Consider the following 26,664-nt stretch of genomic DNA (forward strand, 5'->3'; position numbering starts at 1 on the left):
AGAACAACATTATTATTTGCGATGAGTGTTTTTGTAAGCCGAGCTTACGAACTACTCACCCACGAAGTGCAACTTCGCGGGTACTCAACTATACAAAACAGCTTAGCGCGTACGGGGGACTCGAAATTTCTTTGCGATTCATGTCTCCGAATCCTTACGGGGGCTCGGGTTCAAGTGCTAATCCGCAGTTTAAGCAGTAAATTTTTTTTCATTGTTAATACTTTCCTTGTAATAATTTTCGCTGAGCAAATATTTTTTGGAACTTTGACTTTAACAAATTTTATTTCAACTGTTTTATGATTCAAAAAACCATACTGATTCTAATCATCCTGTCGGTTTGTGTTTTGAACTGTTATGCGCAGGGCAAAGAAACAACCGATTTGCAGCGCATCAACTTAACCGGAAAAGTGAAGAGTATTCATCTGACTGCCTACGAGAATACAGCATGGAGCGATAAGCCCGCGAAATGGACAATGTTGCACAAAGCATATCCTTGCATATATGATTTATCTGCTGACATGAATGAGTTTTTGTCATTTGATAACAAAGGACGAACTACCGAGAAGAAGCATTATTACGAAGACAATAAAGAATACAAAACAATCACAAAGTACGATGTTAGCGGAAACAAAATCGAAACCATAGATTACAGGCACGACACCATAACCGGTAAGATAACATACAAATATGATGGCAACGGGAAAATAACGGAATCATCTTCTTATAACGAAAACAAATTACGGAAAAAGATAATTTACAAATACGACACCAAGGGAAATACAATTGAGGAAAACGAATTTGATGACAAGGAAAAACCGTCAGGCAAAATAATCTGCAAGTATGATGATAAGGGTAAGATGATTGAAAAAGACAATAGCAATGCAAAAGGAATGGTAACTTCTAAAAACATATACACGCATAACGAAAAGGGGATTCTCACTGAAGAAAATTTTTATGAGCCGAAAGACAGTTTGAATAAGAAAATAAAATACGATGACAATGGAAATAAAATTGAAGATTGTAGTTATTACAAAAATAAAATGACATCAAATGTTACTTATCAGTATGACAAAAAAGGAAATATGCTCGAATCCATTGAGCACAACAAGGATGGAAGCATTTACAGGAAATGGACACACAAGTATGATGACAAAGGAAATAAAACGGAAGAAAGGATATGGTGCTGTGGCAGCAGCGGTGAATCCTCCGCAAAGGAGTTTGTAAAATATTTTAAGTATGACAATAATGGGAATGTCATTACAATAACCGATTATCGTTCGGGTATGGATAAAAAACCTACGGAATATAAATTTGAGTATGAATACGACACGAAAGGAAACTGGGTAAACCGAACCACTGTCTTCAGTGATTTCCCGGAAGTTGCTCCGCACCCGCAATGCAGAATGGAAAGAATAATTACATACTATTAATTTTTTGTATCACATGAAAAAAATAACCATCCTAACAGGAACCATCGGCTTGCTGGTGTTTTCACAAAAAGCGGAAGCGCAAAAAACAGCAACAGGCAGTTCGGATAATCAGAATAGTATCTGGTCGGCTTCGAGCATTTATTTTCAGGACCCGTTTTCCGCTATAGATTTTTTTGACCGGTATTATAACACTGACCCAACATCTCCGCGCACTTACAACCGCGATTCATCTCACTGTGTCGCTGCCGAAGGGCATTCAACGCGCGGTTCTCTTTCATCTCTGATTTTTGTTCTTGTAAATACGGCAAAGAAGGGAACGGTCCCGGTTTATGATTACGATATGGATAATGATGGTCCCTCTTCTAAAAAAATTCCTTTGAAAGAAATAAAGGAGTACGGAATACACCGAGATAGTGTTTTTCAAATTAATCCCCAAACAGGTGAAGGAGAAATGATGCTTAAAGCGGACACGCTTCCTATGAAAATGTTCAAGGCGCTTAAAGTTAACCAGGAGTGGTACTGGAATGCTAAAACAAATAAACTTGAAGTAATCATTACGGATGCTGCGCCATTGCATTGGAAGTTGGATGATATAGGAGAGTTACGCGCTTTAAAAGCGATGTGCTATTTTAAATTTGTGGAGCGAGCCATTTTTACAAATCCGAATCATAAAGTATTTTCTCAGGACATAGTATGGGCAGGCAGAATATCACAATCGCTGATGATTAACGATAAAGATTTTTTTAAAGAACACAATGAGGAACTGACCGGAATGAAATTGGCTCCGGCAAATTTAGCAGAGTGTGTTCAGGGAGATTGGTATTGCAACCGCTCGTATGAAGGACAAACCATGTTACTAAAAACAATGTTCATTCCCGAGGGAGAGAAATTATCTTTCTGGATTTTTAAAGCGGCATACATCGGGGCGCTGCAAGTGTATGCTGACAAAGATGGCGCACCGGATTTTACAAAAAAACTTTCTGTCGAACAGATTAAACAATGCTGTGTAAAAAATATAGAAGCAATCATGGATGGGAATGCTACCGTTGTTCATGATACAATTCGCGTTGAAGATGCAAGCGCTTTGCGTGTGAACCAGGATTGGTATTTTAATAAGGCGACCTTCCGGCTTGAATCAAAAATTACGAGCGTGGCATTGATGATGGATAGAACCAATGAATATGGCGAACGAAAAGGATATGAAATTTTATTTTGGGTAAAGTTCTGACACATGAACGCTACACAAAAAAAATTCCGTTCGGTGTTTGTGCCAGACGGAATTGAAAACAATTTTTTAAAACAACCTTACTTCACTTCGCTCTTCGGCTTCTGCATTTTTGCAGTTTTCGTTTTCACGCCCTTGTGAATGCCTTTGTGTTTTCCCTTGTCCTGAACTTTTCCTTTTGCATGCGGCATGGAAGCAACAAAGCGAAAATGGTGCTTGCGGTGCGCGGAAAAATAGAAGTGCTGAAAGCATATTTCTTAATCGGCTCGGAAATGAAATTTATTTCGCACGGCTTTTATGCGCTGGTGAACGATAAAATGGAAGAGGTGTGTAAAGCAATATCGACCATCGTCTTACTCAACCAAGCACTCCGAAAACAAACGGCATGGTGGAACAAGCCAATGGCATCATCAAGTCAAATACCATTCTCAGAGAGCGGTATGCCTGCAAAGAAGCAATGAAAACAGACCTGATGAAATTCCTTGTCTTTTATCTTCTTTACAGAAGGCACGGAAGTTTGAAAAAAGAACTGAATGTTAAAACACCTTTTGAGGCGGTTTTTTTATTTCCCCAAGAATCAACTTTAAAGATTTGCGGGCAGCCATACTGTAAAAACTCCTTCCTGAAAAATATTTCTGGTTTGTTTATGGAATCATCTGTTTCCATACATCATATCCCTAAACAACCAATTAAAACAAAATCAAATGAAAAAAGTAATCATCACTGCCCAAGAGTTATCACGGCTCATTATCCTGCTCGCAACTTCGAGCAATCTTCCGAAAATTGTGATTTCACGCACCTACAAAAAACTGAACACTCCTGACCTGGGCGCATTCGCACATGACACCGTTCATTTTACTGGCGACCCCGATGCCACCGCTCCGCCCGTATCTGACGGCACGCTGCAAGCCAAAGCAACTTCCCTGCTCACCGATTACGGCACCTGGCTCAAAACAAAAGACCCGGCATTGGAAAAGCAAATCAAGAGAAAGCGCAACGACCTCATTCTGCAATTGGATAAAGATGCCGACTACCTGCAGGGGGTGGCAAGAGATGTGGCGGTGGCGGCAGGCGATGTTACGGCAGGCGAAGCGGTGGTCATACGCATTGGCTTTACGCTGAAAAAGAGAACAGGCGGCAAAAAACCCGACTTCGGAGTGATTGCCTCCGGACCCAACTTTGTGCAGTTGCACTCAAAAAAAGCAAAGAAAGGAAACGAAGGGCACATGTGGAGATATGGCATCACCACTGCAAAAGGAACTCCGCCTCCGCAGCCGGGGCTCATCACTCACTTTACTCTTGAAACCGATGTTATATTACACGACCTTCCGAGCAATACCGTTATTGGCATACAGCATACCAGCGTGCTGCCCGTGAGTCATACCAAAAAAACCAGCGCAAAAACCAGCAAAACGGCAACCGCAACTCCATTGAGCAAGGCGAAACACCCGCTCTTCAGCCACACGAACCCCGACCCTTATAATTGGACTGACTTTATTTATGTGGTAATTCAGTAAGAAACTCTCCCCGTCCTGCGGACACCCCTCTCTTTTAGCAAGAGAGGGGGAAGAGGGCGAGTTCCTCATGTGGCAATGTTGGCCACTCATGTAATAGTCGCGCAGGTTGTTATAAGAGAAGCATAGGTTGTTATAATAGTCGCGCATACTATTATAAGAGTCGCGCAGGTTGTTATAAGAGAAGCGAAGATTATTCTAAGAGCAGTGAAGGTTGTTAGAAGAGAAGCATAGGTTGTTATAATAGTCGCGCATACTATTATAAGAGTCGCGCAGATTGTTACAGCAACAGCACAGGTTGTTAAAGGAGTCGCGCAGATTGATACATGAGTAGCAGCGATTGATGCATGAGTCGCGCAGGTTGTTACAGATATTCAGTGTTAACCACAACCGCACTAAAGACATTTCTCCGTAGACAATTTAGCGGTTGACGGTTGAACTTTCTGACCAAAACAAAGGACAAATACAGCGACCATTTCTCGCTTCGTGGACAGGTACGCAGGTAGCGGACAGCATTTCAAAACAACATATAATAAGGTAGCGGGACAGTTACTTTCTCAATTAGTCATTGCACAAGCACAGACAGCATTACAATTTCTCCGCAGGACAATTTTACAAGCATGAAATAACTCCGCAAATGCAAAAGAGCCCCGATGAAGAATCTGGGCACATTTGCACTTGCTCAATCACACGAAGAAAAAAATATTAGCAACAAAAATAAATAACAATTAACCCAACCATTTTTCTTATTTTAGTATCTATGTTTAAAAGGAGGAATACTTTGTCACTTAATAGCGAAGAACAACTTATCAATGGATGCATTGAGCAAGACACGGCATCTCAAAATAAAATATATAAATTATTTGCGCCTAAAATGTTTACAGTATGTATTCGATATTCAAGAAACAGAGAAGATGCTGAAGATACTTTGCAGGAGGGATTTATGAGAGTGTTTAATAACATAAAAAGTTTCAGGCATCAGGGATCATTTGAAGGATGGATGCGAAGAATTATAATTAATGTAGCGATACGAAAATATAAAGACAAATCGAATTTATTTACTGTAATTAATATTGATGCGATAAATTGCGATACTTATTATGAGGAAAATACATTGAGCGAAATTAATTCGAAAGAGCTGCTTAAACTTATTCAGGAATTGCCTGAAAAATGCAAAATGGTTTTTAACTTATATGTATTTGAAGGAATGAAGCACAGCGAAATTGCTGAGTTGCTGGGTATAACGATTGGAACATCCAAATCAAATTTATTTGACGCGAGAGAAATTTTAAAACAGGAAATTGCTAAAACAGAAACTATTCAGATGACAGCTAACGCATGATGGACGAAAACAACATAGACGATTTGTTCAGAGATAATGTTGAGCCGTTGAGAATAAAACCTCCTGAAAAAATTTGGAGTTCACTGGAAGCATCTTTAGAAAAAAAGAAGACAGCGGTTTATAAAAGAAGGGTATTTTATTTTCAAACACTCTCGGCTATTCTTGCTGTAGCGTTGATATTCATACTGTCATATGAGTATTTTAATGCTTCAAAAAATGTTTCTGCTAAAAGCAATGAAATAAATGAAATATCAGCGAAGAAGAATGTAATAAATACTTTAGTTGCAACGAATGAGGATAATTCACAGAGTAATAATTTATCAGAAAATAATATTACTGTAAAGGGAAAAAAGACAAATGCGGAGATTATTCATTCTAAAGAAGTGTTTGAAAAAACAAAGTCAAAAAAATCTTTTTATGATGAAACGATAAAAAGAAATTTGGTTTCAGAAAATTCAGAAGTCAAAAAAGAAAATAATCTGGAAAGCAATTTATCTAATGAAAAAAACATTAAGAACAATGATGCAAATGAGATTGCAAAACAAAATCAAACTGCACAAGAAAATATTATAGTGAAAAATGATTCGGTGAAAATAAATTTAGGCAAAGCAAACAAAGATTCATCAGAGAAATCGGAATTGAAACAAGAAACTGTTTCACAAAATGATTCATCTGCAAATAATACAACTGAAGGTTCAAAAACAAATCAAAATTTCTTATCTCATATCTCAATTTCTGCCTTTTTCTCACCTGAATATGTACAACATTACTTGAGCAACAGCAATTATAAAAATGATTTCAATAAAAATGAAAACCCTGATTTTTCTTATACTGCTGGAATAAAATTAGGATGCGATTTGAATAAGTATTGGACACTGCAATCGGGAGCATTTTTTTCTTCTTTATCGCAGAATATAAAACCAACAACACTTTTTGCAAAGAACGGCTCTGACGGTTCACCACATTATATGATGCCAACATCGTATGGAACTATTGAAGTGCCTAATTCTTCTTCGATACCGAAAGAAGGGGACACAACAGACAGCTATTCATGCAAACAAACTTTTCATTTTATTAGCATTCCTTTATTGCTGAAGTATAAGATACAATCGGGAAAATTAAATTACTATTTATTTTCAGGAGCAACTTTCAATTTGTTGATTGCAGATAAAGTAAATATGCAACTGGAACAAAAACATGAAACGATTCAGAACGGCACAAATGGCTTGAATAAATCAAATGCAAGCGCGATATTGGGCGCAGGCGTTCAGTATAACATAAGAAAATTTAATTTATATCTTGAACCTGCATACAGAAGGTCGGTTACTTCAATCACCAAAAGGATTTATGCGAATTCCTATCCTTATTCATTCGGGTTATCGCTGGGCATAGGTTATCATTTTTAAGGAGCAAATAATTTTTTTTACATCTTCCCAACCATTTCACATTTTATTGTATCTATCTATATGTAACTCATAATTTATCATTAACCAAACAATTTCAAAATGAAAACAAAAATCTTTCTTTCGATTTCAGCGATTGCGCTGATGTTTATTTTTTCGTGCAAAAAAGGTGACACTGGACCTGCTGGCGCTACAGGTACAGCTGGAGCAGCAGGTAATGCAAATGTGCAGACCTACACTTTCAGCGTTACAAGTGCTTCATGGGCGGCAGATACTGTTGACCAAGAATGGAGTTCAGATTATACATTGCCTTCTGCTGCAAATGTCAGCGGAGCTGTTTTATGTTATGCTCAGGATGGCAGCAATTGGTCTGCACTGCCTCATGTTGATTACGGAGTGGCATTTTCTTTTAGTTATGACCCTTCTACAAAAATCATAGAGGTAGTTGCTGCTGACGCAAAGGCTGCTTCAATGGTTCCTAATCCGGGTGCTATGACTTTCAGGGTGGTTACAATTCCTACGGCAAAAGTTAAAGCAAATCCAACACTTAATTGGAAGAGTTACGAAGAAGTAAAGACAAAATTTAATCTTTAATAGGACTTACACAGAAGTTTATTTTTGCCACAGATTCACAGATTTTTTCTTTTTTGACAAGTGAATCTGTGGCTTATTTGTATTTCTTGCGTAGACAAAGTGGTCAATGGACAGCGTGTGACGATACACCATCTTCCAAACCCGCAAGGTCAAACCCATTCCGCAAACTACTTCAAGGTAAATTCATTTTATTGTTTGCGTAAAGAGTTTGCCCTTGCTGTGCTTTTCGGCAAACCGACAACTTTTCACTCCGTAAATTTAAAACCATCTCAACAATTAACATTTTTCTCAGCAGACAATTCCGCAGACAGACAAGAAACATGACGGGTGCGGATGTGGTTAACAGCGGGCTTGCGCAATGCGGGCAACATCGGTAAAATAAAGTTCCCGCATTTAATTATCTTTGTTCCAGCGGACAGCGAAGTGCTCCGAAACCCCGCACTTCGCAAGCCCGCGGAACGTTAGGTGCAACCCTTTCGCTTCGGGGACAGCCCCGCAGTAACTTGACAGTAGGGACAAAAGAAACCCACCCACAAAAAAATATTTTTAAACATTTGCTTAAATAAGAAATATTATACTATCTTTGTGGCGTAATAGTGATGTAACAATAATTCAAAACAATAAAAACAATGACAAAAGAAACATGTATCCGAGTGTATGCCGACCCTGTGCAAATCAGGGAATGCAGAAAAAAAGTCGCACAAAATGAAAAAACATTTTCTCAACTTTCAAATATTCTTGCATTAGCAGGGAGCGATGTTCGCCTGAAAATTTTATTTATGCTGGAAGAAGAAGATAAACTCTGCCCCTGCGATATTGCAGACATTCTCGGAATGACAGTTCCCGCAATATCACAGCACTTAAGAAAAATGAAAGACGGGAATATTATTGAATCGCAAAGAACAGGGCAAACTATTTATTATTCGCTCAGGGAAGAAAATCTGAAAATCCTAAAACCATTTTTCAAACACATTACACAATCTATTAAGGAAGAAGTAGTATGAGCGGAGAAAAAACATCAAAAGGACTTATCGGTGCTGGTATTCTTACCGCCATCGCAGCGTCTTTATGCTGTATAACTCCCGTGCTTGCATTAATCGCAGGCAGCAGCGGGCTTGCTTCAACTTTTTCTTGGCTTGAACCCGCAAGACCTTATTTAATAGGTATAACTATTTTAGTAATTGGCTTCGCTTGGTATCAGAAATTAAAACCAAAGCCAACAGATGAATGTGGTTGCGAACCTGCCCGTCCGGCAGGCGGGGAAGATGAAAAACCAAAATTCATTCAGTCAAAAACATTTTTATCTATCGTAACAATTTTTGCAGCACTGATGATTGCCTTTCCGTATTACTCGCAACTATTTTTCCCCAACAATGAAAAACAAATAATCATCATTGACAAATCTAATATTCAAACAGCAGAATTTACAATCAGCGGAATGAATTGTGAAGGATGTGAAGAAGAAGTAAAGCACGAAGTCAATCAACTCAATGGAATTGTAAAAGCCGATGTATCCTATAAAAATGGAAATGCACAAATTCAATTTGATAATTCAAAAACAAATGTATCTGAAATTGAGAAAGCAATAAACTCAACAGGATATACAGTTACAAAATCAGAAATAACAAAATAAAATAACAATGCCTGTTCAGGATATAAATGATGAAGAAAAAATATTCAATCCCCAAAAAATGGGGTGCTGTGTTGACATTTCAGGTTTTATTATAGAAAACTTGCCTCAGAAACTAATTAATAAACTCGCTGGCAAGCCAATAAGCGAAGGCGAGGACATCATAAAAGAATTTTTTAATCCAAAAGAAAAAATGATTATTAAATGGTCAAAAAAATAGAATCAAAAACTAAATGAAAATGAAAAAAATAATTCTTGCATTCCTCACGGTTTTTTTATGCGGATGCGCTTGCTGTAAAAAAGCAAAATCCGAAACAATTACATTTTATGATGTCCCGCTGGTTTGTGGTGCGGCTCCCGAAATCGGCTGCGGAAGCCGTGCAAAACCTGTCTTGCTTGAAATGGAAAAAAATCCTTCCATCAAAGAAGCGTGGCTCAATCGTGCGGGAACTGTTTATGCGATCGTGTGGGCTAACGCAGATAAAACTGATGAAACTGCAAAACCGATTTTTGAAAAATATAAAGTTGATTTCAAAAAACTCAATAATAAAGAAGCAGAGAAATTATCTCCGGCATTTCGTTCAACTGGAAAATGGTATCGCGGTGCGGATGTGGATAAATTAAGTATTGAGGAAGCAGGAGTAATCGCAAAAGACGCAGTAACATTTGCGTTAAAAGATAAATTGCTCAACGAACAGGAAGCAAGCACCATTAGAGTTGAAATGGAAAATTATTTAAAAACAGAATTGGTAAAAGTCAGAACCGTTGACGAACTCTATGGCAATGAAGGAACGAAAAAATTCAAAAATGATTTGTCAGGCATTATCGCCAAAACAATCGGAAAGGAAAGAGCCGACAAAATAACAGAACTCTATATGCAGAAAAAATCTTTTGAAAAGAAAGAAAAGAAATCCTGCTGCGATAAGAAAACTGAAAAAGACGCTTGCTGTAAAAAGAAATAAACCATGAACAAAACAATCATATTACAATCTGTAATCACCTGTCCGAATTGCGGACACAAGAAAGAAGAAACAATGCCAACGGATGCCTGCCAGTTTTTTTATCAGTGTGAAAATTGCAAAACACTTTTAAAACCAAAAGAAGGCGACTGTTGCGTATTCTGTTCCTATGGTTCACTTCCCTGTCCGCCCATTCAGGAAAGCGGAGGAAAAAAACATTGTTGCTGAAAATATTTTAACAATAAAAACAAACAAAATGAAAACAAAAATCTTTACTCTTCTTACAGCACTTGTGCTTAGCGCATCTTTTATGAATGCTCAGACAAGTTTTACTTTTTCCTGCTCACAGACATTTGATACTTGCAGTGGAAGTTGCACGCTGTATTATATGTGCAGCGTTACAAACAACACGAGCAATACGATTAGTGTTACTCAAATTATTCAATCAACAAATTGCCCTTCGGGCTGGTACACGACCATGTGCAATGTCAACGGCTGTTTTCCTTCTTCCGTTACCTCAAATACATTTACGGTCGCAGCCAATTCTTTCGAAACAGCAACGTATCAGATTCATACCAATACAAATTTAGGTACAGGAACTGCTCAGGGAAGATTTGAAAATGCCGCCAATACCAGCGATGGAATTTCATTTACACTCACGGGTGTGAATGGAAGTTCAACAGGCGTTGCATCTTTTGATAATTCAAATTTAACCCTCTCTCAGAATTTTCCTAATCCTTTTTCAGAAAGCACAACGATTAAATACGATCTCGCACAGCCGGATGGAAAACTTATTATAACAGATGTTTTCGGAAGAAGGATTCATGAATACAAATTAAACAATGTATCAGGAGAAGTCATTGTTAATGAAATGAAGTCGGGAATTTATTTTTATTCACTTTACAGCAACGATAAAATGATTTCAAAAAATAAAATGCTCGTTCAATAACTCAAACTAAAAACTCAACACAATGAAAACAAAACTTTTTATTCCGCTCATTCTGCTTGCAGCAGCGTTCACAATGGTAATCTCCTGCAAGAAGAAAAAGCAGGAAGCGCCAACGGTTCCCTTGTCCTACACAAGTTTAAAGGCACAAAAGGATACCATATTTGTGGGCAACTCAATTCAAATAACCGCAACTGCAACTGGTGACAACATCACCTATTCATGGGCGTTAACTACTAATCCTCAAGGGGGAAGCAGTATGGGTGATATTATCGGAGGAGGCGCAACCATTACCTATGGCACATCTCCATGCTGTTCCGGGTGGAATACTATTACCTGCAAAGTTTCAGATGGGGCTAGTTCACAATCAAAAAGCGTAACCATCGTGGTGAAAGAACCATAATAATTTCTCAATAATATTTTTTATCAATAAACATAAACCCCTAAAACCAATTACCATGAAAAAAATTTACACATTTTTATTTGCAGGTGCAACGATGCTTTCGCCTGCATTCGCTCAACCAATTATTAAAGTGGAAGGAGGAGCCGACCACACTGTGATTTTAAAATCCGATGGCACAGTTTGGTCTTTTGGCAGAAACACGAATGGTCAGCTTGGCGATAACACAACAATAAACTCTTCAACTCCCATTCAAGTTCACGGGACTGGAAATGTGGGATTTCTTACAGGAATCATTGACATCGGTGCCGGCTTAAGACACAGCATGGCATTGCGCAATGATGGAACTGTGTGGACCTGGGGCGACAATGCCGATGGTCAGATTGGAGATGGAACCAACACTGCACGTTTAACTCCTGTCCAAGTGAAAGGATTGGGTAATGTTGGCTTTCTTATGAATGTTACAAAAATCAGTACATCAAAAAGAGTTTCGTATGCGCTTTTATCTGACAGCACCGTTGCTGCATGGGGAGTTGATTATGCCGGGCAGCTTGGGGATGGAGGAACCACAGCAAGAAATTATCCCGACAGAGTGAAAGGATATAACTTTGTTGGCTACCTGACAGGAATAATTGCGATACGCGGAAATTGTTGTTCGGGCACTGCGCTTAAAAGTGACGGAACAGTTTGGATGTGGGGCGAAAGTCAATACGGACAACTCGGAAGAGGAGTAGTAAGCAGCACTCCTGCGCAAACACCCGATATGGTGCATGGTGTCGGAAATGTTGGAACACTTAACAATATTATAGCAATCGGTGGTGGCAGTTATCATATTTTTGCAATCAATAACAGCGGACAACTTTTTGGCTGGGGGCTTGAAGCAACCGGAGCATTAGGCAATGGAGTCAACTCCGGCAATCAATCTTCTCCGGTGCAGATAAACCTGACGAATGTTGTTCAGGTGGCAGCAGGCGGTGACCCGCTTTCACCTCACGGAATGGCTTTGCTTTCAAACGGACAGATTTGGTCGTGGGGTTACAATGCTTCGGGCGAAGTGGGAAACGGCAATAACGCCAACCAACTTGTTCCCGTTCAATCCACCAGCATAACAGGCACTGTTGTTCAGATTGATTGCGGATGGGAACATAGTTTGATTCGCAAGAGCGATGGCTCTGTCTGCACCGTTGGAGAAAATCAATACGGGCAACTCGGTGATGGAACTTTAATTGACAAAAATGTTTTCACCTGCCCTGCTGTGCTTACTTCTATTTCTGATTATCAAAATCCATCTGAAAATAATTTTGTTTACAATTATCCAAATCCATCTTCTGATTTCACAACAATAAAATACCATCTCAACAGTTCAGATGGTAAAATTGTTATTCGCGATGTTATGGGAAAAGAAATTGAGGAATTTATTTTGAATACCTCTATGGGTGAAATCAGGATGAATAAAAAAACTTCTTCAGGAATATATTTCATTGCTTTATATCAAAATAATGTTTTGGTTTCCACAAATAAAATGATAATGCAATGAAACACTTTTTCATAGTAGTATTGGTTAACTTGTTGTCAGGAGCGGCATTTTCACAGTGCTGCTCCCCGGGCAACCCCGTTGGGGGAACAACCAATATTGGCGTTCTGGATAAAAAAACCCTGCGTGTTATTACTTTCTATCGTCACAGTTATTCCGATACCTATTATTCTGGTGATTCCAAATCCGATTTCTCTTTTGTGAAAAATGCTTCTTTCAATTATGCGGGGCTTGTGCTCGGCTATGGTCTGCTGAAAAAATTAACTCTTGAAACCGAATTAGGTTATTTCATTAACAAAACCCAAACCTATAATATAGAACCTGCTTACACAAACACAGGATTTGGATTTAATAACACAGTGCTCTCTCTGAAATATAATTTGATTTCCAAAACAGAAAAACCTTTTGAATGGACAGTCGGAGCAGGAGCAAAAATTCCCTTTTCAAAAGAATTCCAAATCGTTGACAATTCCGAACTTCCGCGAGATGTTCAACCCTCAACACACGCTTTTGGAATCGTAGCACAATCTTTTCTTTACAGGGGATTTCCTGAAAAAAGGTTACGATTATTTTTCATCAGCCGCTATGAATATAATTTTACCGACACCAAAAATTATATGTACGGAAATGTTCTGTTCTCTTCATTCTTCATTGCAAAAAAATTAGGCACATCAAACTGGACAGCGATATTGCAAACCCGTCATGAGTGGCGCGATTATGATTATAAAGACGCTTCAGACCAAAATTCCAAAATCAATTCTTCAGGTGGAAATTTAATTTTCATTTCTCCGCAAATCAATTACACTGTTGCACAAAAATGGAATCTTTCTCTCCTTGCCGATTTTCCTGTTTATCATTATCTAAACGGCACACAATTAGGAAATAAATTTTCTGTCGCTGTTTATTTGTCAAGGGACTTTGGCGGGAAGTGTGAAGTGAAAGAAGAAGAAAAATTACCTGACTGACAGCAAACAGACAACTTATAAAAGGTTTCTCCCTACCTTACTTCGGAGAAACCTTTTTGCATTTATACCGAAAGTAGTCAGGTTTTCGAACTTCTGGTATTCATCAACGAATACGAATCAAAAACGAATTTACGAATGAAAAAACAAATCCATCCTATTATTCGTAATTCGAGAATTCGTTATTAACGCAAGTTACTACCTTCAATAATGGTCATTTTATATGGATAACATCATGCGAAAAATGCGAATGTATGCGAACACTGCGAACAAAATGCAAAGAAAAAATTCGCGGTGTTCGCATTTGTTCGCGGCATTTGCATTATTTTATCAATTCCTATCATTCAATAGGTGGCAACTTACATTATTAGTAGGAGTTTTTCGGAAATCCGGGTTGTTTCGGTATAAAAGGATAAATTGAATACTCTATCCCCTGTTCTTTTAATGCGGCATGTCGCAATGCCCTTCGTCACCGCGCAGTTTGAAGGTGAGAATGATGCCCGCGAAGGAATACCAGTCCTTCGTAAAAGAATCTCCGCGCTGCCTTCCCGTATCCCTGCCGGCTTCTTTTTTCAAACTCTTGTCGGAAAGCGCAGCCGCCACCGGTCCTTTTTCTTCTTCGAGAAGCACAGGGTCGGGATACGTTCCGCTCACATCATCTAAATAATCGGTAAATGTTTTTCGCAAGCCCCATTCGAAATTAATGCCGATGCGCTTGGCGGTATTTATTTTCATGCCCACGCCAAAGGGAATGGCAAACTGCGTGAGCGAATACGGCTTGGCATCTGAAAACGTGGTGCCCTGCCCTTCGGTTCCCAGCGGCTGAAGATTGTACCATTTGCCCTGGTAATATCCCTGCGGGTCGAAATGAAAAACGGCAATGCCGGCAAACACATAGGGAGAAGTAACCGAAGATTTTTTTCCGGTGGTGTAGGGAAGAAAATTAAATTCTCCTTCCACGGCAAATTCAAGAATGCGTGAACGGAAAGAAAGATTGCGGTTGCGGTGCTGTTCATTTTTCGAATACGCATCATCGGCTTCAATGTTACCCAGCGAAACAATTCCCTTTGCCGAAAAGCGCGTGTTGAAGTTATAGCGGAACAATCCGCCCGCAGCAGGGCGCGTGAAGCGGTTGAAATGCCCGCCCGGGTTCAAATCGCCTAAGTAATAACTGCCGCCAAGAAAAATTCCCAACTCCGCGCTTGAGGGAGAAGTTTTAATGGGATGCGGAACGTACATGCTGTTGTCCTGAGCAGATAAAAAATTCCAAGCCCCAAGTCCCAAGTTCCAAGCCACAAGAAATACTAAAACTAATCGGATATCTTTCATTTTCTTATTTCGTATTTTTTTGCTCTGAATCCCGATTTTTTATTCGGGACGTACTATTTCGTTTTTTTGCTCTGAATCCCGATTTATCGCGGACGGAAATTTGACAACGAAGGTAGGGAAAAAATATTGTGGATTGCTAACAATTCAATCCGGTTCAATTTCTCTTATCCGCACCCCACATTAATTTGTTGCGGAGCGTGGAAAGAAAATCGTGGTTCTCTAATTTAACAAGCGAGAGAAGAAATTTTGCCTTGCGGATGGTAAGTTTTCCTGCCGATTGAATATTTTCCGCGCGCGAATCGAGCGAGAGCAAAAAATTCGGGTTGCGCCCTTCCACTTCCAGCGTAATCACATCGCCCGAAGAAATAATAACGGGGCGCACATTTAAATTATGCGGAGCAATGGGCGTGATACTTAAATTATCTGAATCGGGCATTACAATGGGACCACCGCAACTGAGCGAATAAGCGGTGGAGCCGGTGGGCGTTGCCACAATCAATCCATCCGCCCAGTAGGAGTTAAGAAATTTTCCGTTCAGCGAAGCATGAATGGTAATCATGGCGGAGGATTCTGTTTTCTGCACGGCAATTTCATTGAGCGCAAATTTGCAATCGCCAAATAATTTTCCTTTCACATCAAGTTGCAATAACATGCGCTTGTCGAGCGAATAGTTTCCTCCGAGCACCGAATCAACTGCGGGTTCAATTTCTTCGGAAGAAATGCTGGAAAGAAAACCCAGCCGCCCGGTATTTATTCCCATCACGGGAATCTGGGAATCGCGCACGAGCGTTAATGTTTCAAGCAAAGTTCCGTCACCGCCAATGCTAAAAAGAAATTTTGCTTTTCCCCTCAGTTCGCTGTGCCTGGTGAAAACTTTTTTCGCCTTGATTTTTTTTCCCGCACTTTTCAGAAACGGCTCGTAGAGTAAAACATCGGCTCCCGATTTTTCAAGTTTGCGCACAACGCGCAGCAGCGCTTCGGCAGAAGCAGCGGAAGAAACAGCGCGCCCGTAAATGGCAATGGTCATGGCTCAAAGATAAAAGTTTAATCTACTAATTTACTAAGGGCTACCAATGTACTAATGAAATACAAAAATTCAAGTTGTTATTAATGTAAGTTGCCACCTATTGAATGATAGGAATTGATAAAATAATGCAAATGCCGCGAACAAATGCGAACACCGCGAATTTTTCTTTGCATTTTGTTCGCAGTGTTCGCATACATTCGCATTTTTCGCATGATGTTATCCTCGCATGATGTTATCCATATAAATGACCATTATTGAAGGTAGCAACTTGCATTATTAGTAAATTAGTACATATTGGTAGATTAGTAGATATATATTCAGATTCCCGAATCAAAATGCACAAAAAATCCATGTTCGCCCAGTTGATTGAAAGAATATTCAAAGCGGATTACTACATCGTAATAGGTTACGTAATTAATTCCCGCGCCATAGCCGTAAATAAATTTATTGGCGAGCGGATTCATTTTGTAATGCTGTTGGTCGCTGGCATAACCGCCATCGAAAAAAAGTTCGGCATACAGCGCATAATGAAACGTGCTGAACTTATTCAGTGCCGGAACATTTACTGAGCGGACGTGCGGTTTTAAAATTTCGTACTTCAATCCCATTTTCGCAAAGCCGTAACTCTGTCCGTCAACCACATAATATTCATAGCCGCGCACGTAATCGCTCCAGCCCAGCCCGCGCTGCACATAGTAAGGTTGGTTTTTCCCGGGAGAATATTTAACGAACGAACCTTCGGCAAGATAAAACCGGTTGAACAATTTTTCATAGGAGCGGACAGTTAATGAAACGCTCGACACATCTAATTTTTCATCGTGCAGAATTCCAAAACCCAACTGTTTGGCTTCAAACTCCCAGAAATATCCGCGCAGCGGGTAGGGTTTGTTATCACGGAAATCGCTGCGGTAAGAATAATCCACGGCAAAATATTTCATCTGCGTTTCATTGTTCAGCAAATAATCGCTGGAATAATTTTTCAGCGTATCGTTGATGAACACCTGCGCGAACCTGCCTTCGAGATAATGCTTGTTGTGAATTCCATCGCGGTAGGTATAATGAAGTTTTGTGCTGAACTCTTCGCGCACATAGTCATTCGGATTTTTGAAGTAAACCACCTTGTTGTCTTCCGATTTATAAGGCACTTCGCGGTTGCGCGCGTAGGTAAAAGAAACTCCGGCACCGCTCGTTTGCTGTTTGGTAAGATAAGGAATTGTATAGGAGAGCCCGTATTTTTCTGTATAGCCGAACTGAAAATAAAAACTCAACTCTTCTTTTCTTCCCCTGAAATTATCGCGGTTGAGATAGAATCCGTAATTGGCGCGCTGAAAATTTTTTGTTTCCCACCACGTGTTGAAGTTTCTTTCCTGCACTTCAAAAATCGGAACGGGCCAGGTGTACCAGCGCTCCGCAACATTGATTGAGAAGTCAATGTGATTATAGTTGTCAATAACTGTATCCACCTTCACAAAATTAAACAGCGAAGTGTTGAGCAGGTTTTGTTTGATGCGCACAACCAATTGGGGAATTTCTTTTCTCGAAAGAGTATCGCGCAGCGAAAAAGGAATTTCTCTTGTAATGATATGCAGTTTCGTTACTTTGTTTCCCATAACTTTTATTTCATTCACCACCACATAATTTTTCTTCTTTGAAATTTTTGAAGTGTCAGAAATATTTTTCAGGGAATCTCTCTCTTGTGAATGAAGAAAAAATGGTAAAATAAAAGTCAGGAAGGAAATAAGCAGCCGCATTATGCGAAAGTGCGAAAAAGTATTTGATTCGCAGGTTTCAGATATTAAGAAAGTGCATGAACTCTTCGTAGCGCTTTTTCATGTCTTCGCCTAATTTGCTCTGTTGAAAAATGGCTTTCACTTTATAATTATAGCGGCTGAAAGTTTGAACAATCGGAGATAAATCATCTTTGTTAATCTTCAGCGTAACTTCTATTTTAGTTGTATCGGGATGAGCGCTGATGTGCATGTTCAGAATCTTCGCGTCATTGCCTTCCACTATCTGCGCAATTTGCGAAAGCGTATAATCTTTCGTGTTCATTTCAAGAATCATTATGCTGCCGGGTTCGTGCACAAAAGGCATGTTGGCAATTTTCTGAATGATGGAATCGGAAGTAATCACTCCTTTATAATTATTTTCATCATCGAGCACCGCCACCGCGCTCACATTATAATTTGAAATTACTTTCAGCACATCGAAAATGTGATAGTCCTCGCGCACAAACGCTTTTATATAGGACACGCGCATGTGGTCGAGCGTTTCTTTCGGATTGTTTATGTCGAGCATATCGCTGTAAGAAACCAGTCCGACAAATTCTTTATTCTTCACCACCGGCAAATGTGAAACGCGAAAGTCCTCCATCCAGTCAAGAACTTTCCTGCCTGTGTCGGTGGGTTTCAGCGGTGGAACTTCGTCTGTAATCAATTCGTGCGCGAGCATTTTTTTCGCTTTTCAAAGTTAAACGTGCGAAGCGGCAAAATGTTTTAGTCGAAAAAGATTTATAAACATGCCGCTGTTACAAATATACATTTAATATTTTCGTGCCCGCTTGCTACAATGTTCACAAATTTACTGGTAACGAAGTAACGAATCTGATAACGAATATTACGAATGAAAACGAGTATTGATTCGTTAAATTTATAACTAAAATTCGTTTCTTCGTTACCAGAACTGCAATGACAAAATTAAGTGTAAACATAAACAAGATTGCCACGCTTCGCAATGCGCGCGGAGAAAATTTGCCCGATGTGCAGAAAGCGGCAGCGGACATTCAGCGCTTTGGCGCGAACGGAATCACCGTTCATCCCCGCCCGGATGAAAGGCATATTCGCTATGATGACGTGCTCAAAATAAAACCGCTCATCGTCACAGAATTTAATATTGAAGGTTATCCTTCGAAGGAATGGTTGGAATTAGTTTTGAAAGTAAAACCAAATCAGGCAACGCTTGTGCCTGACCCGCCCGGAGTTTTGACTTCAAACGCAGGATGGGATACAATCAGGCACGAAAGTTTTCTGAAAGAAATAATTTCCGAACTGAAGAAAAATAAAATCCGAACTTCTGTTTTCATCGAGACAAATCTGAAATACATTGAGAACGCAAAAAAAGTTAGAACGGATAGAATTGAACTTTACACAGAATCCTATGCAAAGAATTTTTCGCGAAACAAAGTTGAAGCCATCAAACCTTTTATTGAATCTGCAAAACTTGCCAACGAACTCGGAATCGGATTAAATGCCGGTCATGATTTGAATTTAGAAAATCTGAACTACTTTCAAAAAAATATTCCACATTTGCTCGAAGTTTCAATCGGGCATGCGTTGATTTCAGATTCAATATATTTAGGATTAGAAAATACTGTACAACTTTATCTCAGTCAATTAAAATGAAAAAAACTTTACTCATCACTCTTCTGATTTTTACATCTGCCATCTGCCATCTGCCATCTGCTATTGCAGATAATTCTCCTCTCGGTGCGCGCTCTGCAGGAATGGGAAATGCTTCCGTTTCGCTCGCGGATGTCTGGTCGGTGCAAAACAATCAGGCAGGACTTGGCTTTCAGAAAAAATTTTCTGCCGGAATTGTTTACCAGAATCCTTTCCTCATGAAAGAACTCAGCACAAAAGCATTCGGGCTTGCCGCTCCGGTGAAAGGCGGAACTTTCGGAGTGCTTGTTTCCAGTTTCGGCTATTCGCAGTTCAGCCAGAATAAAATTGCGCTCGCGTTCGGAAAATCTTTCGGAGAAAAAATTTCTGCCGGCATCGCGATGGATTATATGTCTATGAAATTCGGTGACGCATTTTACGGAATGAAGAATTTTTTCGTAGCCGAAATGGGAATCCAGGCGAAGCCGCTGAAAAATCTTACGCTCGGAGTTCATGTTTTCAATCTCACAAAAGCAAAACTCGCTTCGTATAATGACGAACGCATTCCCACCATCATGCGCATCGGGATGGATTATAAATTCTCACAAAAGGTTTTGCTCGCGGTGGAAGCAGAAAAAGATATTGACACCAAACAAATGCTCAAAGCAGGAATTGAATATCGCCCGGTGAATGTGCTGTATGTGCGGGCGGGAGTTGCAACAAATCCATCACTGAGTTGTTTCGGTTTTGGAATTAATCTCAAACAATTCAAATTGGATATTTCCACAACGTATCATTCCGCTCTTGGATTTTCTCCGCATGTGGGATTGATTTACGAGTTTGAAAAATCATCGAAAAACGAAAATGATACGAAAATTACGAAATAGAAATTTTTTATTTGTCATTCAATTGTTTCCCGATAACCATCAGGATTCGATTGTTCGATTGTTCATTGCAGTTTTCTGCTTTTTACTTTCTCACGATTCTTTTTCCCAAGACACCATTGATAATTTCATAGAGCAAAAATTGGAAAGCATTGCCGAAGACGCGCAGAGCGAAAACATTGATTACTCAACTTTGCTCGATGTGCTGAATAATTTCAAACTGCATCCGATCAACCTCAACAGCACGAGCAAAGAAGAACTCATGTCTCTCACCCTGCTCGATGAAGTTCAAGTCAACAATCTTCTTGACCATATTGAGAAGAACGGAAAACTGATTTCCATTTATGAACTTCAGAGCATTGACGGTTTCGATCCGCTCACCATTCAGCATATTCTTCCTTATATAGAAGTGAAAGATATTACAGGGCAGCCGCATCTCACTTTCAAAGAAATTCTTCTGCACGGCAATCACCAGATTCTTTCAAGATGGCAAAAAGTGCTGGAGCAATCAAAAGGATTTGATCCTGACACAACCGGTATTTACAAAAGTCCGAACTCGCGCTATATGGGAAGTCCGGATGTGCTGTATGAACGTTATCGTTTCACTTCAGGAACAAATGTGAGCGCGGGCTTCACGGCAAAAAAAGATGCGGGCGAATTATTCTACAAAAAAAATCTGAAGTTTGTTTATCCGCCAAAAGAAGATTCGATTGTGAATTCAAAATTTCATGACGGCTTCAAATTTTTTTCCGCGCATCTTTTTGCTCATAACATAGGTTTTGTAAAAACGATTGCCATAGGAGATTACCAGGTTAACTTCGGGCAGGGATTAGTGGCATGGAGCGGAATTGCCTATAGAAAAACTGCCGATGCCATGGCGATAAAAAAATATGCAACCGGCCTGCGCCCGTTCACTTCCACCATGGTGAATCAGTACATGCGCGGTGCCGCTGCAACGCTGGGAAGAAAATCTTTTCAGTTCACAGGATTTTTTTCGAGAAATAAATTGGATGCCACGCTCATAAAAACGGATTCACTTATTCCCGGAGAAGATGCCGCTGTGTCCGCGTTTCAGACAACAGGTTATTACCGCACTCCCGGAGAATTTGCGGGCAAAGACAACATTACGCAAACAGTTTACGGAGGAAATGCATCTTACCTGAAACGAAAATTTACTTTCGGAGTAACAGGAACACAAACGATGCTGAGCGCTCCGCTTCAGCCGACACCAAGCGCTTACAATCAATTTGATTTTCGCGGAAAGCAACTCACCAACTTCAGTGCGGATTATTCTTTTCTTCTGCACAATTTGAATTTCTTCGGAGAAGCCGCAATGAGCAACAACGGAGGCATTGCTTATCTCAACGGCTGCATTGCTTCCCTCGACCCGAAACTTTCTTTGTCTGTTCTTCACCGCAACATTCAGAAAAATTATCAGAGTTTATTCATCAATGCGTTTGCCGAAGGAAGCCCGCCACAATCCAACGAACAGGGATTATATATGGGAGTTACCGTGAAGCCAACCGGAGCCATCACATTGAATGCATTCTATGATAATTTTATTTTTCCGTGGCTGAAATCATCGGTGAATGCTCCTTCGCATGGAAATGATTTTCTTTTGCAGGCGCAATGGACTCCCAATAAAAAGTTTGACACCTACATAAAATTCCGGACGAAAGATAAATTCACCAACGCAAAATCAGCCAACGAAATTGATTATATCGTGCCCTACGCGCAAACAACGTATCGCTGGAATGCCAGTTATCTCGTTTCTCCTGCGCTTATGTTTCGCAGCCGCGTGGAATATGTGCTGCTCGATAATCCAACGAAAGATAAAGACAACGGCATTTTGCTCTATGAAGATGTGCTCTGGAAAAATATTTTTCACCGCGTCTCGCTCACTTTGCGCTATGCATTATTCGATACCAAAACGTATGACACGCGCATTTACGCGCTCGAAGAAGATGTGCCTGGCGCCTATTCCATTCCGAGTTATTATTATAAAGGAAGCCGCGTGTATGTGATGACCGATATAAAAATTACGCGCAACATTGATGTGTGGCTGCGCTGGGGACAAACGTATTACTCCAACAAAAGCGTAATCAGTTCCGGTAACGATGAAATTGACGGGCACACAAAAACAGATGTGAAGGCGGAAGTGAGAATGAAATTTTAAAATTCAACTGTTACCACATAGCCGTTATGCTTGCGAACATTCAGCACAGAATTATCTTCCATAATAAGGTATTGCCCTTTGATGCCAATTAGTTTTCCTGAAAGAAGATTTTGTTTTTCAAAGTCAATGCTCTTCACTTTCGCAGGATATTTTATAACGGGATAATTTAATTGTGTGATAGAATCGTCTTCGGAAAAATATTGCTTCAGTTCATTAAGAAGAAATTGTTTTGCTTTTTGTTTTTCTTCAACAAGATTAATATTCTGCAATTCATTCTTCAGCATCTTTTGCCAGTTCGTTTTATCAGTAAAATGTTTTTTGAACTCCACTTCAATCACTCCCGCAAGATAGCGGTAAGGAACTTTTGCCAAACGAATTACCGCAGAAGCGCCCTGGTCAATCCAGCGCGTGGGAACTTGTGTGGAGCGCGTAACTCCAACTTTTATTTCACTTGAGAGCGCGAGGTAAACAAAATGTTCCTGCAAGTGATGTTTCTTTTCCCATTCCATATCGCGTCCTTTTCCTTCGTGCGCCAGGCAAAGTTCGGGACGGAGAATGCATTCTGAATTTTCCGCAGAAGTAGAAAAACAATTCCAGCAAAATCCCTGAAAAGATTTTCTGGTTTTTTCTCCGCACTCCATGCAATAAATCTCATTCTGAAACGTGAGTGAAATAGTTGAGCCAACCAATTCGTTCATCGGGATTAATTCATTCTCCACAGGCAAATGGTAAATAACCTGTTCCGCAAGTTGCGATTCCATCTTGTAAATTCTTCCCGTCAATCTCATGGCACGAAAGTAGTAATTTGTAAATTCGTCATCCTATGGCATTGCTGAATTCCTTCGCCTCCTGGCTCATGACCAAACGCATGCACCAGATTGAATTGTTCATGAAATATCCGCATGAAGTGCAGCGCGAATGGTTCCGCAAATTAATTGACGCAGCACGGGAAACAGAATGGGGGAAAAAATTTTCTTATCGCTCTATCGAAACCTACAATCATTTTTCCGGAAGAATTCCATTGCAGGATTATGAAACAATGAAGCCATACATCGAGCGAATTCGCAGAGGCGAGCAAAATGTTTTATGGAACACCGAAATAAAATGGTTCGCAAAATCTTCCGGCACCACGAGCGATAAAAGCAAATTCATTCCCGTGAGCGAAGAATCGCTCGAAGAATGTCATTACAAAGGCGGCAAGGATATGGTTTCGATTTATTGCAACAATTATCCTGAAACGCAACTTTTCACAGGAAAAAATCTCGCACTTGCCGGAAGCCATTACACCGATAGTTTTGAAAATTATGAATCGTATCACGGAGATGTTTCCGCTATTATTATGAAACATCTTCCGTTATGGGCAGAATTTTTGCGTGCGCCAGAATTATCCATTGCGCTTCTCAGCAACTTCGAAGAAAAACTGGAGAAGATGGCGCGCGCTACTATGAATGAAAATGTAACGAGCATTGCGGGCGTTCCATCGTGGACAAATGTTTTGCTGAAACGTATTCTGGAAATTTCCGGGAAGAAAAATATAAAAGAAGTTTGGCCGAACCTTGAAGTTTATTTTCACGGTGGCGTGAATTTTTCTCCCTACAAAGAAAACTTCAAACAACTTTATGGAAAAGGAAATGTTCATCACTTTGAACTGTACAATGCATCGGAAGGATTTTTTGGTTTGCAGGACCAGAAAAAATCAAGCGAACTTTTACTCATGCTTGATTACGGAATCTTCTATGAATTTATTCCGATGGATAACGGGGAAAGTGAAAAAATAATTCCGCTGGAAGAAGTGAAAACCGGACAGAACTACGCGATGGTGATTTCAACCAATGCCGGTTTGTGGCGCTATCAATTGGGCGATACAATTAAATTTACTTCCACTAATCCATATCGTTTCAGAATAACAGGGCGCACAAAACATTTTCTGAATGCTTTTGGAGAAGAAGTAATCATTGACAACGCTGAGAAAGCAATTAAAATTGCCTGCGAGAAAACAGATTCGCTTGTGAAAGAATTTACAGCCGCTCCCGTTTTCATGTCCTTCGACTCCACTCAGGATGAAAAAAGTGGTGCGCACGAATGGCTGATTGAATTTGAAAAATCACCCGAAGATTTGAATTACTTCACGGAAGTTCTGGACAACGCATTGAAATCTTTAAACTCCGATTACGAAGCGAAACGATTTAATAATTTCGTGCTTCGCTTGCCGGTTGTGAGAAAAATGAAAGAAGAAACTTTTTACAACTGGCTGAAAGAAAAAAATAAACTGGGGGGACAAAATAAAATTCCAAGATTGTACAATGAAAGAAAATATGTGGAAGAAATTTTAGCAATGAAATAAATGGAATTATTTTTGCCGATGTAGCTCAGCGGTAGAGCGTTGGTTTCGTAAACCAAAAGTCAGGAGTTCAAATCTCCTCATCGGCTCAGAAAAAAAAATGAAAAATATTTTGTACATCGTTTTTATTTTCTTCGGATTCACTATAAGCGATTCCAAATTCACGCTTGTAAAATCCATTCCTGTTTCCTCCAAAAATTTTACTACCGATAATCTTGGAAACATTTACATTATTAATGGAAGCAATCTTGAGAAATATGATTCGGAAGGAAATCTTCTGAAAACATACAGCAATAAAAATCTTGGAAATATTTCTTCAGTGGATGTAACAAATTCGCTGAAGGTGTTGGTGTTTTACGAATCATTCCAGCAAATCGTTGTTCTCGATAATATGTTTTCTCCTTCGGCAAATCCCGTTTCACTTGAAATGCTCGGCTATAATCAAACATCGCTGGTATGCACTTCGCATAATAATGGAATCTGGATTTACAACAAGCAGAATTTTGAACTCATCCGCTTCGATGAAAATTTTCAGCAGACAAACAAAACCGAAAACATTACCCGGCAAATCATGCAGGAAGTCAATCCTGATTTTCTCATAGAACAAAACAATAAAGTTTTTCTGAATGATTCCGCAAAAGGTATTTTTGTTTTCGACATTTACGGAACATACAACAAAACAATTCCGCTAAAAGGAATCGGGAGTTTTCAAATCAGCAACGATGAAATTATTTATTTCAAAGATGGAAAACTAAAAAGTTATAATATAAAAACTCTTTCGGAGGGAGAAATAAATTTACCAACAACCGAAATTTTATACGCCCGCAGCGAGAAAGAAAAATTATATTTGCTCAAACAAAAATCATTAGATATATACCATGTCCAAAACGAAAAGTAGCCCTGCCTCAAACATGCATATTGCGGTTTCAGGAAACATCGGTTCCGGAAAAACCACACTCACCACGCTTCTCGCAAAACATTATAAATGGACTCCGGAGTTTGAAGATGCTGACGGAAATCCGTACCTCAACGATTTTTATGAAGACATGCAGCGCTGGTCATTTAATCTCCAGGTTTTTTTTCTGAACAGCCGTTTTCAGCAGGTGATTGAAATTCGCAAGAATAAAAAAAATATTATTCAGGACAGAACCATTTACGAAGACGCAAATATTTTTGCTCCCAATCTTCACGCAATGGGTTTGATGACCACGCGCGATTTTGAAAACTACATTGCACTTTTCAATCTTATGCAGTCGTTTGTTCAGCCGCCCGATTTGCTGATTTATCTGCGCGCATCTATTCCAACTTTGGTCGAGCAAATTCAAAAACGCGGTCGCGAATATGAAAAAGCAATCCGCCTCGATTATCTTCAGCGGTTAAACGAACGTTACGAAGCATGGATTACAAAATACGAAGACGAGCATAAAACCAGCCGCCTGCTCATCATTGACATAGATGAAAATAAATTTTCGGAAAAGAAAGATGACTTGGGAAAAATTATTCGGAAAATTGACGCGGAACTTCACGGCTTGTTCAGGAAATAATCCGCACTCTCGCTAAAATTTCTTATCTTTATTCTTCATTATTATTA

General features: G+C 39.7%; 27 protein-coding genes and 1 tRNA gene. 23 read left to right on the top strand and 5 right to left on the bottom strand.

Annotated elements, in window-relative coordinates:
• Nucleotides 1–296: 296 nt before the first annotated feature.
• The 16 genes from HY063_11020 (at nt 297) to HY063_11095 (ending at nt 13,942) form a co-directional block, all read left to right on the top strand.
• The gene (locus HY063_11020; GenBank protein ID MBI3502314.1) at nt 297–1,430 is read left to right on the top strand and encodes a hypothetical protein; all 1,134 of its coding nucleotides are present in this window, start codon (nt 297–299) and stop codon (nt 1,428–1,430) included.
• 13 nt (nt 1,431–1,443) lie between these two features.
• The gene (locus HY063_11025; protein ID MBI3502315.1) at nt 1,444–2,658 is read left to right on the top strand and encodes a hypothetical protein; all 1,215 of its coding nucleotides are present in this window, start codon (nt 1,444–1,446) and stop codon (nt 2,656–2,658) included.
• 179 nt (nt 2,659–2,837) lie between these two features.
• Nucleotides 2,838–3,116 (top strand): hypothetical protein, encoded by a 279-nt coding sequence (locus HY063_11030; protein MBI3502316.1) that lies wholly within the window; start codon nt 2,838–2,840, stop codon nt 3,114–3,116.
• A 243-nt stretch (nt 3,117–3,359) separates the two neighbouring features.
• A complete protein-coding gene (locus HY063_11035; protein MBI3502317.1) occupies nt 3,360–4,172 on the top strand; it encodes a hypothetical protein in 813 nt (270 codons plus the stop codon).
• A 757-nt stretch (nt 4,173–4,929) separates the two neighbouring features.
• Complete coding sequence (locus HY063_11040) at nt 4,930–5,511, top strand: sigma-70 family RNA polymerase sigma factor (GenBank protein ID MBI3502318.1); 582 nt, start codon at nt 4,930–4,932, stop codon at nt 5,509–5,511.
• Complete coding sequence (locus tag HY063_11045) at nt 5,508–6,917, top strand: PorT family protein (protein MBI3502319.1); 1,410 nt, start codon at nt 5,508–5,510, stop codon at nt 6,915–6,917. The genes HY063_11040 and HY063_11045 overlap by 4 nt, the downstream gene beginning before the upstream one ends.
• 99 nt (nt 6,918–7,016) lie before the next feature.
• A complete protein-coding gene (locus HY063_11050) occupies nt 7,017–7,508 on the top strand; it encodes a hypothetical protein (GenBank protein ID MBI3502320.1) in 492 nt (163 codons plus the stop codon).
• 629 nt (nt 7,509–8,137) lie between these two features.
• The gene (locus tag HY063_11055) at nt 8,138–8,512 is read left to right on the top strand and encodes a winged helix-turn-helix transcriptional regulator (protein MBI3502321.1); all 375 of its coding nucleotides are present in this window, start codon (nt 8,138–8,140) and stop codon (nt 8,510–8,512) included.
• The gene (gene merTP, locus HY063_11060) at nt 8,509–9,141 is read left to right on the top strand and encodes a mercuric transport protein MerTP (protein MBI3502322.1); all 633 of its coding nucleotides are present in this window, start codon (nt 8,509–8,511) and stop codon (nt 9,139–9,141) included. Before HY063_11055 ends, merTP begins: the two co-directional genes overlap by 4 nt.
• 7 nt (nt 9,142–9,148) lie before the next feature.
• The gene (locus HY063_11065; protein ID MBI3502323.1) at nt 9,149–9,358 is read left to right on the top strand and encodes a hypothetical protein; all 210 of its coding nucleotides are present in this window, start codon (nt 9,149–9,151) and stop codon (nt 9,356–9,358) included.
• Between the two features lie 19 nt (nt 9,359–9,377).
• The gene (locus HY063_11070; GenBank protein MBI3502324.1) at nt 9,378–10,100 is read left to right on the top strand and encodes a hypothetical protein; all 723 of its coding nucleotides are present in this window, start codon (nt 9,378–9,380) and stop codon (nt 10,098–10,100) included.
• A 3-nt stretch (nt 10,101–10,103) separates the two neighbouring features.
• Complete coding sequence (locus HY063_11075; protein ID MBI3502325.1) at nt 10,104–10,325, top strand: hypothetical protein; 222 nt, start codon at nt 10,104–10,106, stop codon at nt 10,323–10,325.
• A gap of 28 nt (nt 10,326–10,353) precedes the next feature.
• Complete coding sequence (locus tag HY063_11080) at nt 10,354–11,046, top strand: T9SS type A sorting domain-containing protein (protein ID MBI3502326.1); 693 nt, start codon at nt 10,354–10,356, stop codon at nt 11,044–11,046.
• Between the two features lie 22 nt (nt 11,047–11,068).
• Nucleotides 11,069–11,446 carry a hypothetical protein gene (locus tag HY063_11085; GenBank protein ID MBI3502327.1) on the top strand — a complete coding sequence of 126 codons (378 nt, stop codon included), beginning with the start codon at nt 11,069–11,071 and terminating at the stop codon, nt 11,444–11,446.
• A gap of 55 nt (nt 11,447–11,501) precedes the next feature.
• A complete protein-coding gene (locus HY063_11090) occupies nt 11,502–12,980 on the top strand; it encodes a T9SS type A sorting domain-containing protein (protein ID MBI3502328.1) in 1,479 nt (492 codons plus the stop codon).
• Nucleotides 12,977–13,942, top strand: coding sequence for a hypothetical protein (locus HY063_11095; protein ID MBI3502329.1), 966 nt, complete (start codon nt 12,977–12,979; stop codon nt 13,940–13,942). The genes HY063_11090 and HY063_11095 overlap by 4 nt, the downstream gene beginning before the upstream one ends.
• A gap of 438 nt (nt 13,943–14,380) precedes the next feature.
• Here HY063_11095 and HY063_11100 read toward each other — a convergent pair whose 3' ends face one another.
• From HY063_11100 to HY063_11115, 4 genes are all read right to left on the bottom strand, one after another.
• Nucleotides 14,381–15,268 carry a hypothetical protein gene (locus HY063_11100; GenBank protein MBI3502330.1) on the bottom strand — a complete coding sequence of 296 codons (888 nt, stop codon included), beginning with the start codon at nt 15,266–15,268 and terminating at the stop codon, nt 14,381–14,383.
• Between the two features lie 154 nt (nt 15,269–15,422).
• Entirely contained in the window at nt 15,423–16,295 is an 873-nt protein-coding gene (locus HY063_11105) for an NAD kinase (GenBank protein MBI3502331.1), read from the bottom strand.
• Nucleotides 16,296–16,612: 317 nt separating this feature from the next.
• On the bottom strand, nt 16,613–18,046 hold the full coding sequence (locus tag HY063_11110; GenBank protein MBI3502332.1) for a hypothetical protein: 1,434 nt from the start codon (nt 18,044–18,046) through the stop codon (nt 16,613–16,615).
• Between the two features lie 37 nt (nt 18,047–18,083).
• Nucleotides 18,084–18,746: a CBS domain-containing protein gene (locus HY063_11115; protein ID MBI3502333.1), complete on the bottom strand. Its 663-nt coding sequence runs from the start codon at nt 18,744–18,746 to the stop codon at nt 18,084–18,086.
• A 236-nt stretch (nt 18,747–18,982) separates the two neighbouring features.
• On the opposite strand from HY063_11115, the gene HY063_11120 reads away from it, so the two are divergent.
• From HY063_11120 to HY063_11130, 3 genes are read left to right on the top strand one after another with little or no spacing between them, the layout of a single operon-like run.
• A complete protein-coding gene (locus HY063_11120) occupies nt 18,983–19,696 on the top strand; it encodes a pyridoxine 5'-phosphate synthase (GenBank protein ID MBI3502334.1) in 714 nt (237 codons plus the stop codon).
• The gene (locus HY063_11125) at nt 19,693–20,559 is read left to right on the top strand and encodes a hypothetical protein (protein ID MBI3502335.1); all 867 of its coding nucleotides are present in this window, start codon (nt 19,693–19,695) and stop codon (nt 20,557–20,559) included. The genes HY063_11120 and HY063_11125 overlap by 4 nt, the downstream gene beginning before the upstream one ends.
• Nucleotides 20,537–22,732 carry a helix-hairpin-helix domain-containing protein gene (locus tag HY063_11130; protein ID MBI3502336.1) on the top strand — a complete coding sequence of 732 codons (2,196 nt, stop codon included), beginning with the start codon at nt 20,537–20,539 and terminating at the stop codon, nt 22,730–22,732. Before HY063_11125 ends, HY063_11130 begins: the two co-directional genes overlap by 23 nt.
• Here HY063_11130 and HY063_11135 read toward each other — a convergent pair.
• Nucleotides 22,729–23,520 carry a DUF2797 domain-containing protein gene (locus tag HY063_11135; GenBank protein MBI3502337.1) on the bottom strand — a complete coding sequence of 264 codons (792 nt, stop codon included), beginning with the start codon at nt 23,518–23,520 and terminating at the stop codon, nt 22,729–22,731. The genes HY063_11130 and HY063_11135 overlap by 4 nt on opposite strands.
• Before the next feature lie 35 nt (nt 23,521–23,555).
• Between HY063_11135 and HY063_11140 the strand changes: the two genes are divergently transcribed.
• The 4 genes from HY063_11140 to HY063_11155 all read left to right on the top strand — a co-directional run bounded on the left by HY063_11140 (nt 23,556) and on the right by HY063_11155 (nt 26,617).
• Nucleotides 23,556–25,076, top strand: coding sequence for a GH3 auxin-responsive promoter family protein (locus tag HY063_11140; GenBank protein MBI3502338.1), 1,521 nt, complete (start codon nt 23,556–23,558; stop codon nt 25,074–25,076).
• Nucleotides 25,077–25,090: 14 nt separating this feature from the next.
• Nucleotides 25,091–25,162, top strand: a tRNA-Thr gene (locus HY063_11145).
• A gap of 11 nt (nt 25,163–25,173) precedes the next feature.
• Nucleotides 25,174–25,971: a hypothetical protein gene (locus HY063_11150; protein ID MBI3502339.1), complete on the top strand. Its 798-nt coding sequence runs from the start codon at nt 25,174–25,176 to the stop codon at nt 25,969–25,971.
• Between the two features lie 13 nt (nt 25,972–25,984).
• Nucleotides 25,985–26,617, top strand: a complete 633-nt coding sequence (locus HY063_11155) for a deoxynucleoside kinase (GenBank protein ID MBI3502340.1) — start codon at nt 25,985–25,987, stop codon at nt 26,615–26,617.
• The last annotated feature ends 47 nt before the right edge of the window (nt 26,618–26,664 follow it).

Source organism: Bacteroidota bacterium (assembly GCA_016195025.1).
Taxonomy (GTDB): domain Bacteria; phylum Bacteroidota; class Bacteroidia; order Palsa-948; family Palsa-948; genus Palsa-948.

Bases quoted from the DNA above. Each gene is read 5' to 3' on its own strand.
- merTP (MBI3502322.1), top strand. From the start codon at position 8,509: ATGAGCGGAGAAAAAACATCAAAAGGACTTATCGGTGCTGGTATTCTT.
- HY063_11065 (MBI3502323.1), top strand. From the start codon at position 9,149: ATGCCTGTTCAGGATATAAATGATGAAGAAAAAATATTCAATCCCCAA.
- HY063_11105 (MBI3502331.1), bottom strand. From the start codon at position 16,295: ATGACCATTGCCATTTACGGGCGCGCTGTTTCTTCCGCTGCTTCTGCC.
- HY063_11020 (MBI3502314.1), top strand. From the start codon at position 297: ATGATTCAAAAAACCATACTGATTCTAATCATCCTGTCGGTTTGTGTT.
- HY063_11055 (MBI3502321.1), top strand. From the start codon at position 8,138: ATGACAAAAGAAACATGTATCCGAGTGTATGCCGACCCTGTGCAAATC.
- HY063_11125 (MBI3502335.1), top strand. From the start codon at position 19,693: ATGAAAAAAACTTTACTCATCACTCTTCTGATTTTTACATCTGCCATC.
- HY063_11140 (MBI3502338.1), top strand. From the start codon at position 23,556: ATGGCATTGCTGAATTCCTTCGCCTCCTGGCTCATGACCAAACGCATG.
- HY063_11150 (MBI3502339.1), top strand. From the start codon at position 25,174: ATGAAAAATATTTTGTACATCGTTTTTATTTTCTTCGGATTCACTATA.
- HY063_11030 (MBI3502316.1), top strand. From the start codon at position 2,838: ATGCGGCATGGAAGCAACAAAGCGAAAATGGTGCTTGCGGTGCGCGGA.
- HY063_11040 (MBI3502318.1), top strand. From the start codon at position 4,930: ATGTTTAAAAGGAGGAATACTTTGTCACTTAATAGCGAAGAACAACTT.
- HY063_11090 (MBI3502328.1), top strand. From the start codon at position 11,502: ATGAAAAAAATTTACACATTTTTATTTGCAGGTGCAACGATGCTTTCG.
- HY063_11130 (MBI3502336.1), top strand. From the start codon at position 20,537: ATGATACGAAAATTACGAAATAGAAATTTTTTATTTGTCATTCAATTG.
- HY063_11050 (MBI3502320.1), top strand. From the start codon at position 7,017: ATGAAAACAAAAATCTTTCTTTCGATTTCAGCGATTGCGCTGATGTTT.
- HY063_11155 (MBI3502340.1), top strand. From the start codon at position 25,985: ATGCATATTGCGGTTTCAGGAAACATCGGTTCCGGAAAAACCACACTC.
- HY063_11035 (MBI3502317.1), top strand. From the start codon at position 3,360: ATGAAAAAAGTAATCATCACTGCCCAAGAGTTATCACGGCTCATTATC.
- HY063_11070 (MBI3502324.1), top strand. From the start codon at position 9,378: ATGAAAAAAATAATTCTTGCATTCCTCACGGTTTTTTTATGCGGATGC.
- HY063_11085 (MBI3502327.1), top strand. From the start codon at position 11,069: ATGAAAACAAAACTTTTTATTCCGCTCATTCTGCTTGCAGCAGCGTTC.
- HY063_11025 (MBI3502315.1), top strand. From the start codon at position 1,444: ATGAAAAAAATAACCATCCTAACAGGAACCATCGGCTTGCTGGTGTTT.
- HY063_11115 (MBI3502333.1), bottom strand. From the start codon at position 18,746: ATGCTCGCGCACGAATTGATTACAGACGAAGTTCCACCGCTGAAACCC.
- HY063_11120 (MBI3502334.1), top strand. From the start codon at position 18,983: ATGACAAAATTAAGTGTAAACATAAACAAGATTGCCACGCTTCGCAAT.
- HY063_11135 (MBI3502337.1), bottom strand. From the start codon at position 23,520: ATGAGATTGACGGGAAGAATTTACAAGATGGAATCGCAACTTGCGGAA.
- HY063_11075 (MBI3502325.1), top strand. From the start codon at position 10,104: ATGAACAAAACAATCATATTACAATCTGTAATCACCTGTCCGAATTGC.
- HY063_11095 (MBI3502329.1), top strand. From the start codon at position 12,977: ATGAAACACTTTTTCATAGTAGTATTGGTTAACTTGTTGTCAGGAGCG.
- HY063_11045 (MBI3502319.1), top strand. From the start codon at position 5,508: ATGATGGACGAAAACAACATAGACGATTTGTTCAGAGATAATGTTGAG.
- HY063_11110 (MBI3502332.1), bottom strand. From the start codon at position 18,046: ATGCGGCTGCTTATTTCCTTCCTGACTTTTATTTTACCATTTTTTCTT.
- HY063_11100 (MBI3502330.1), bottom strand. From the start codon at position 15,268: ATGAAAGATATCCGATTAGTTTTAGTATTTCTTGTGGCTTGGAACTTG.
- HY063_11080 (MBI3502326.1), top strand. From the start codon at position 10,354: ATGAAAACAAAAATCTTTACTCTTCTTACAGCACTTGTGCTTAGCGCA.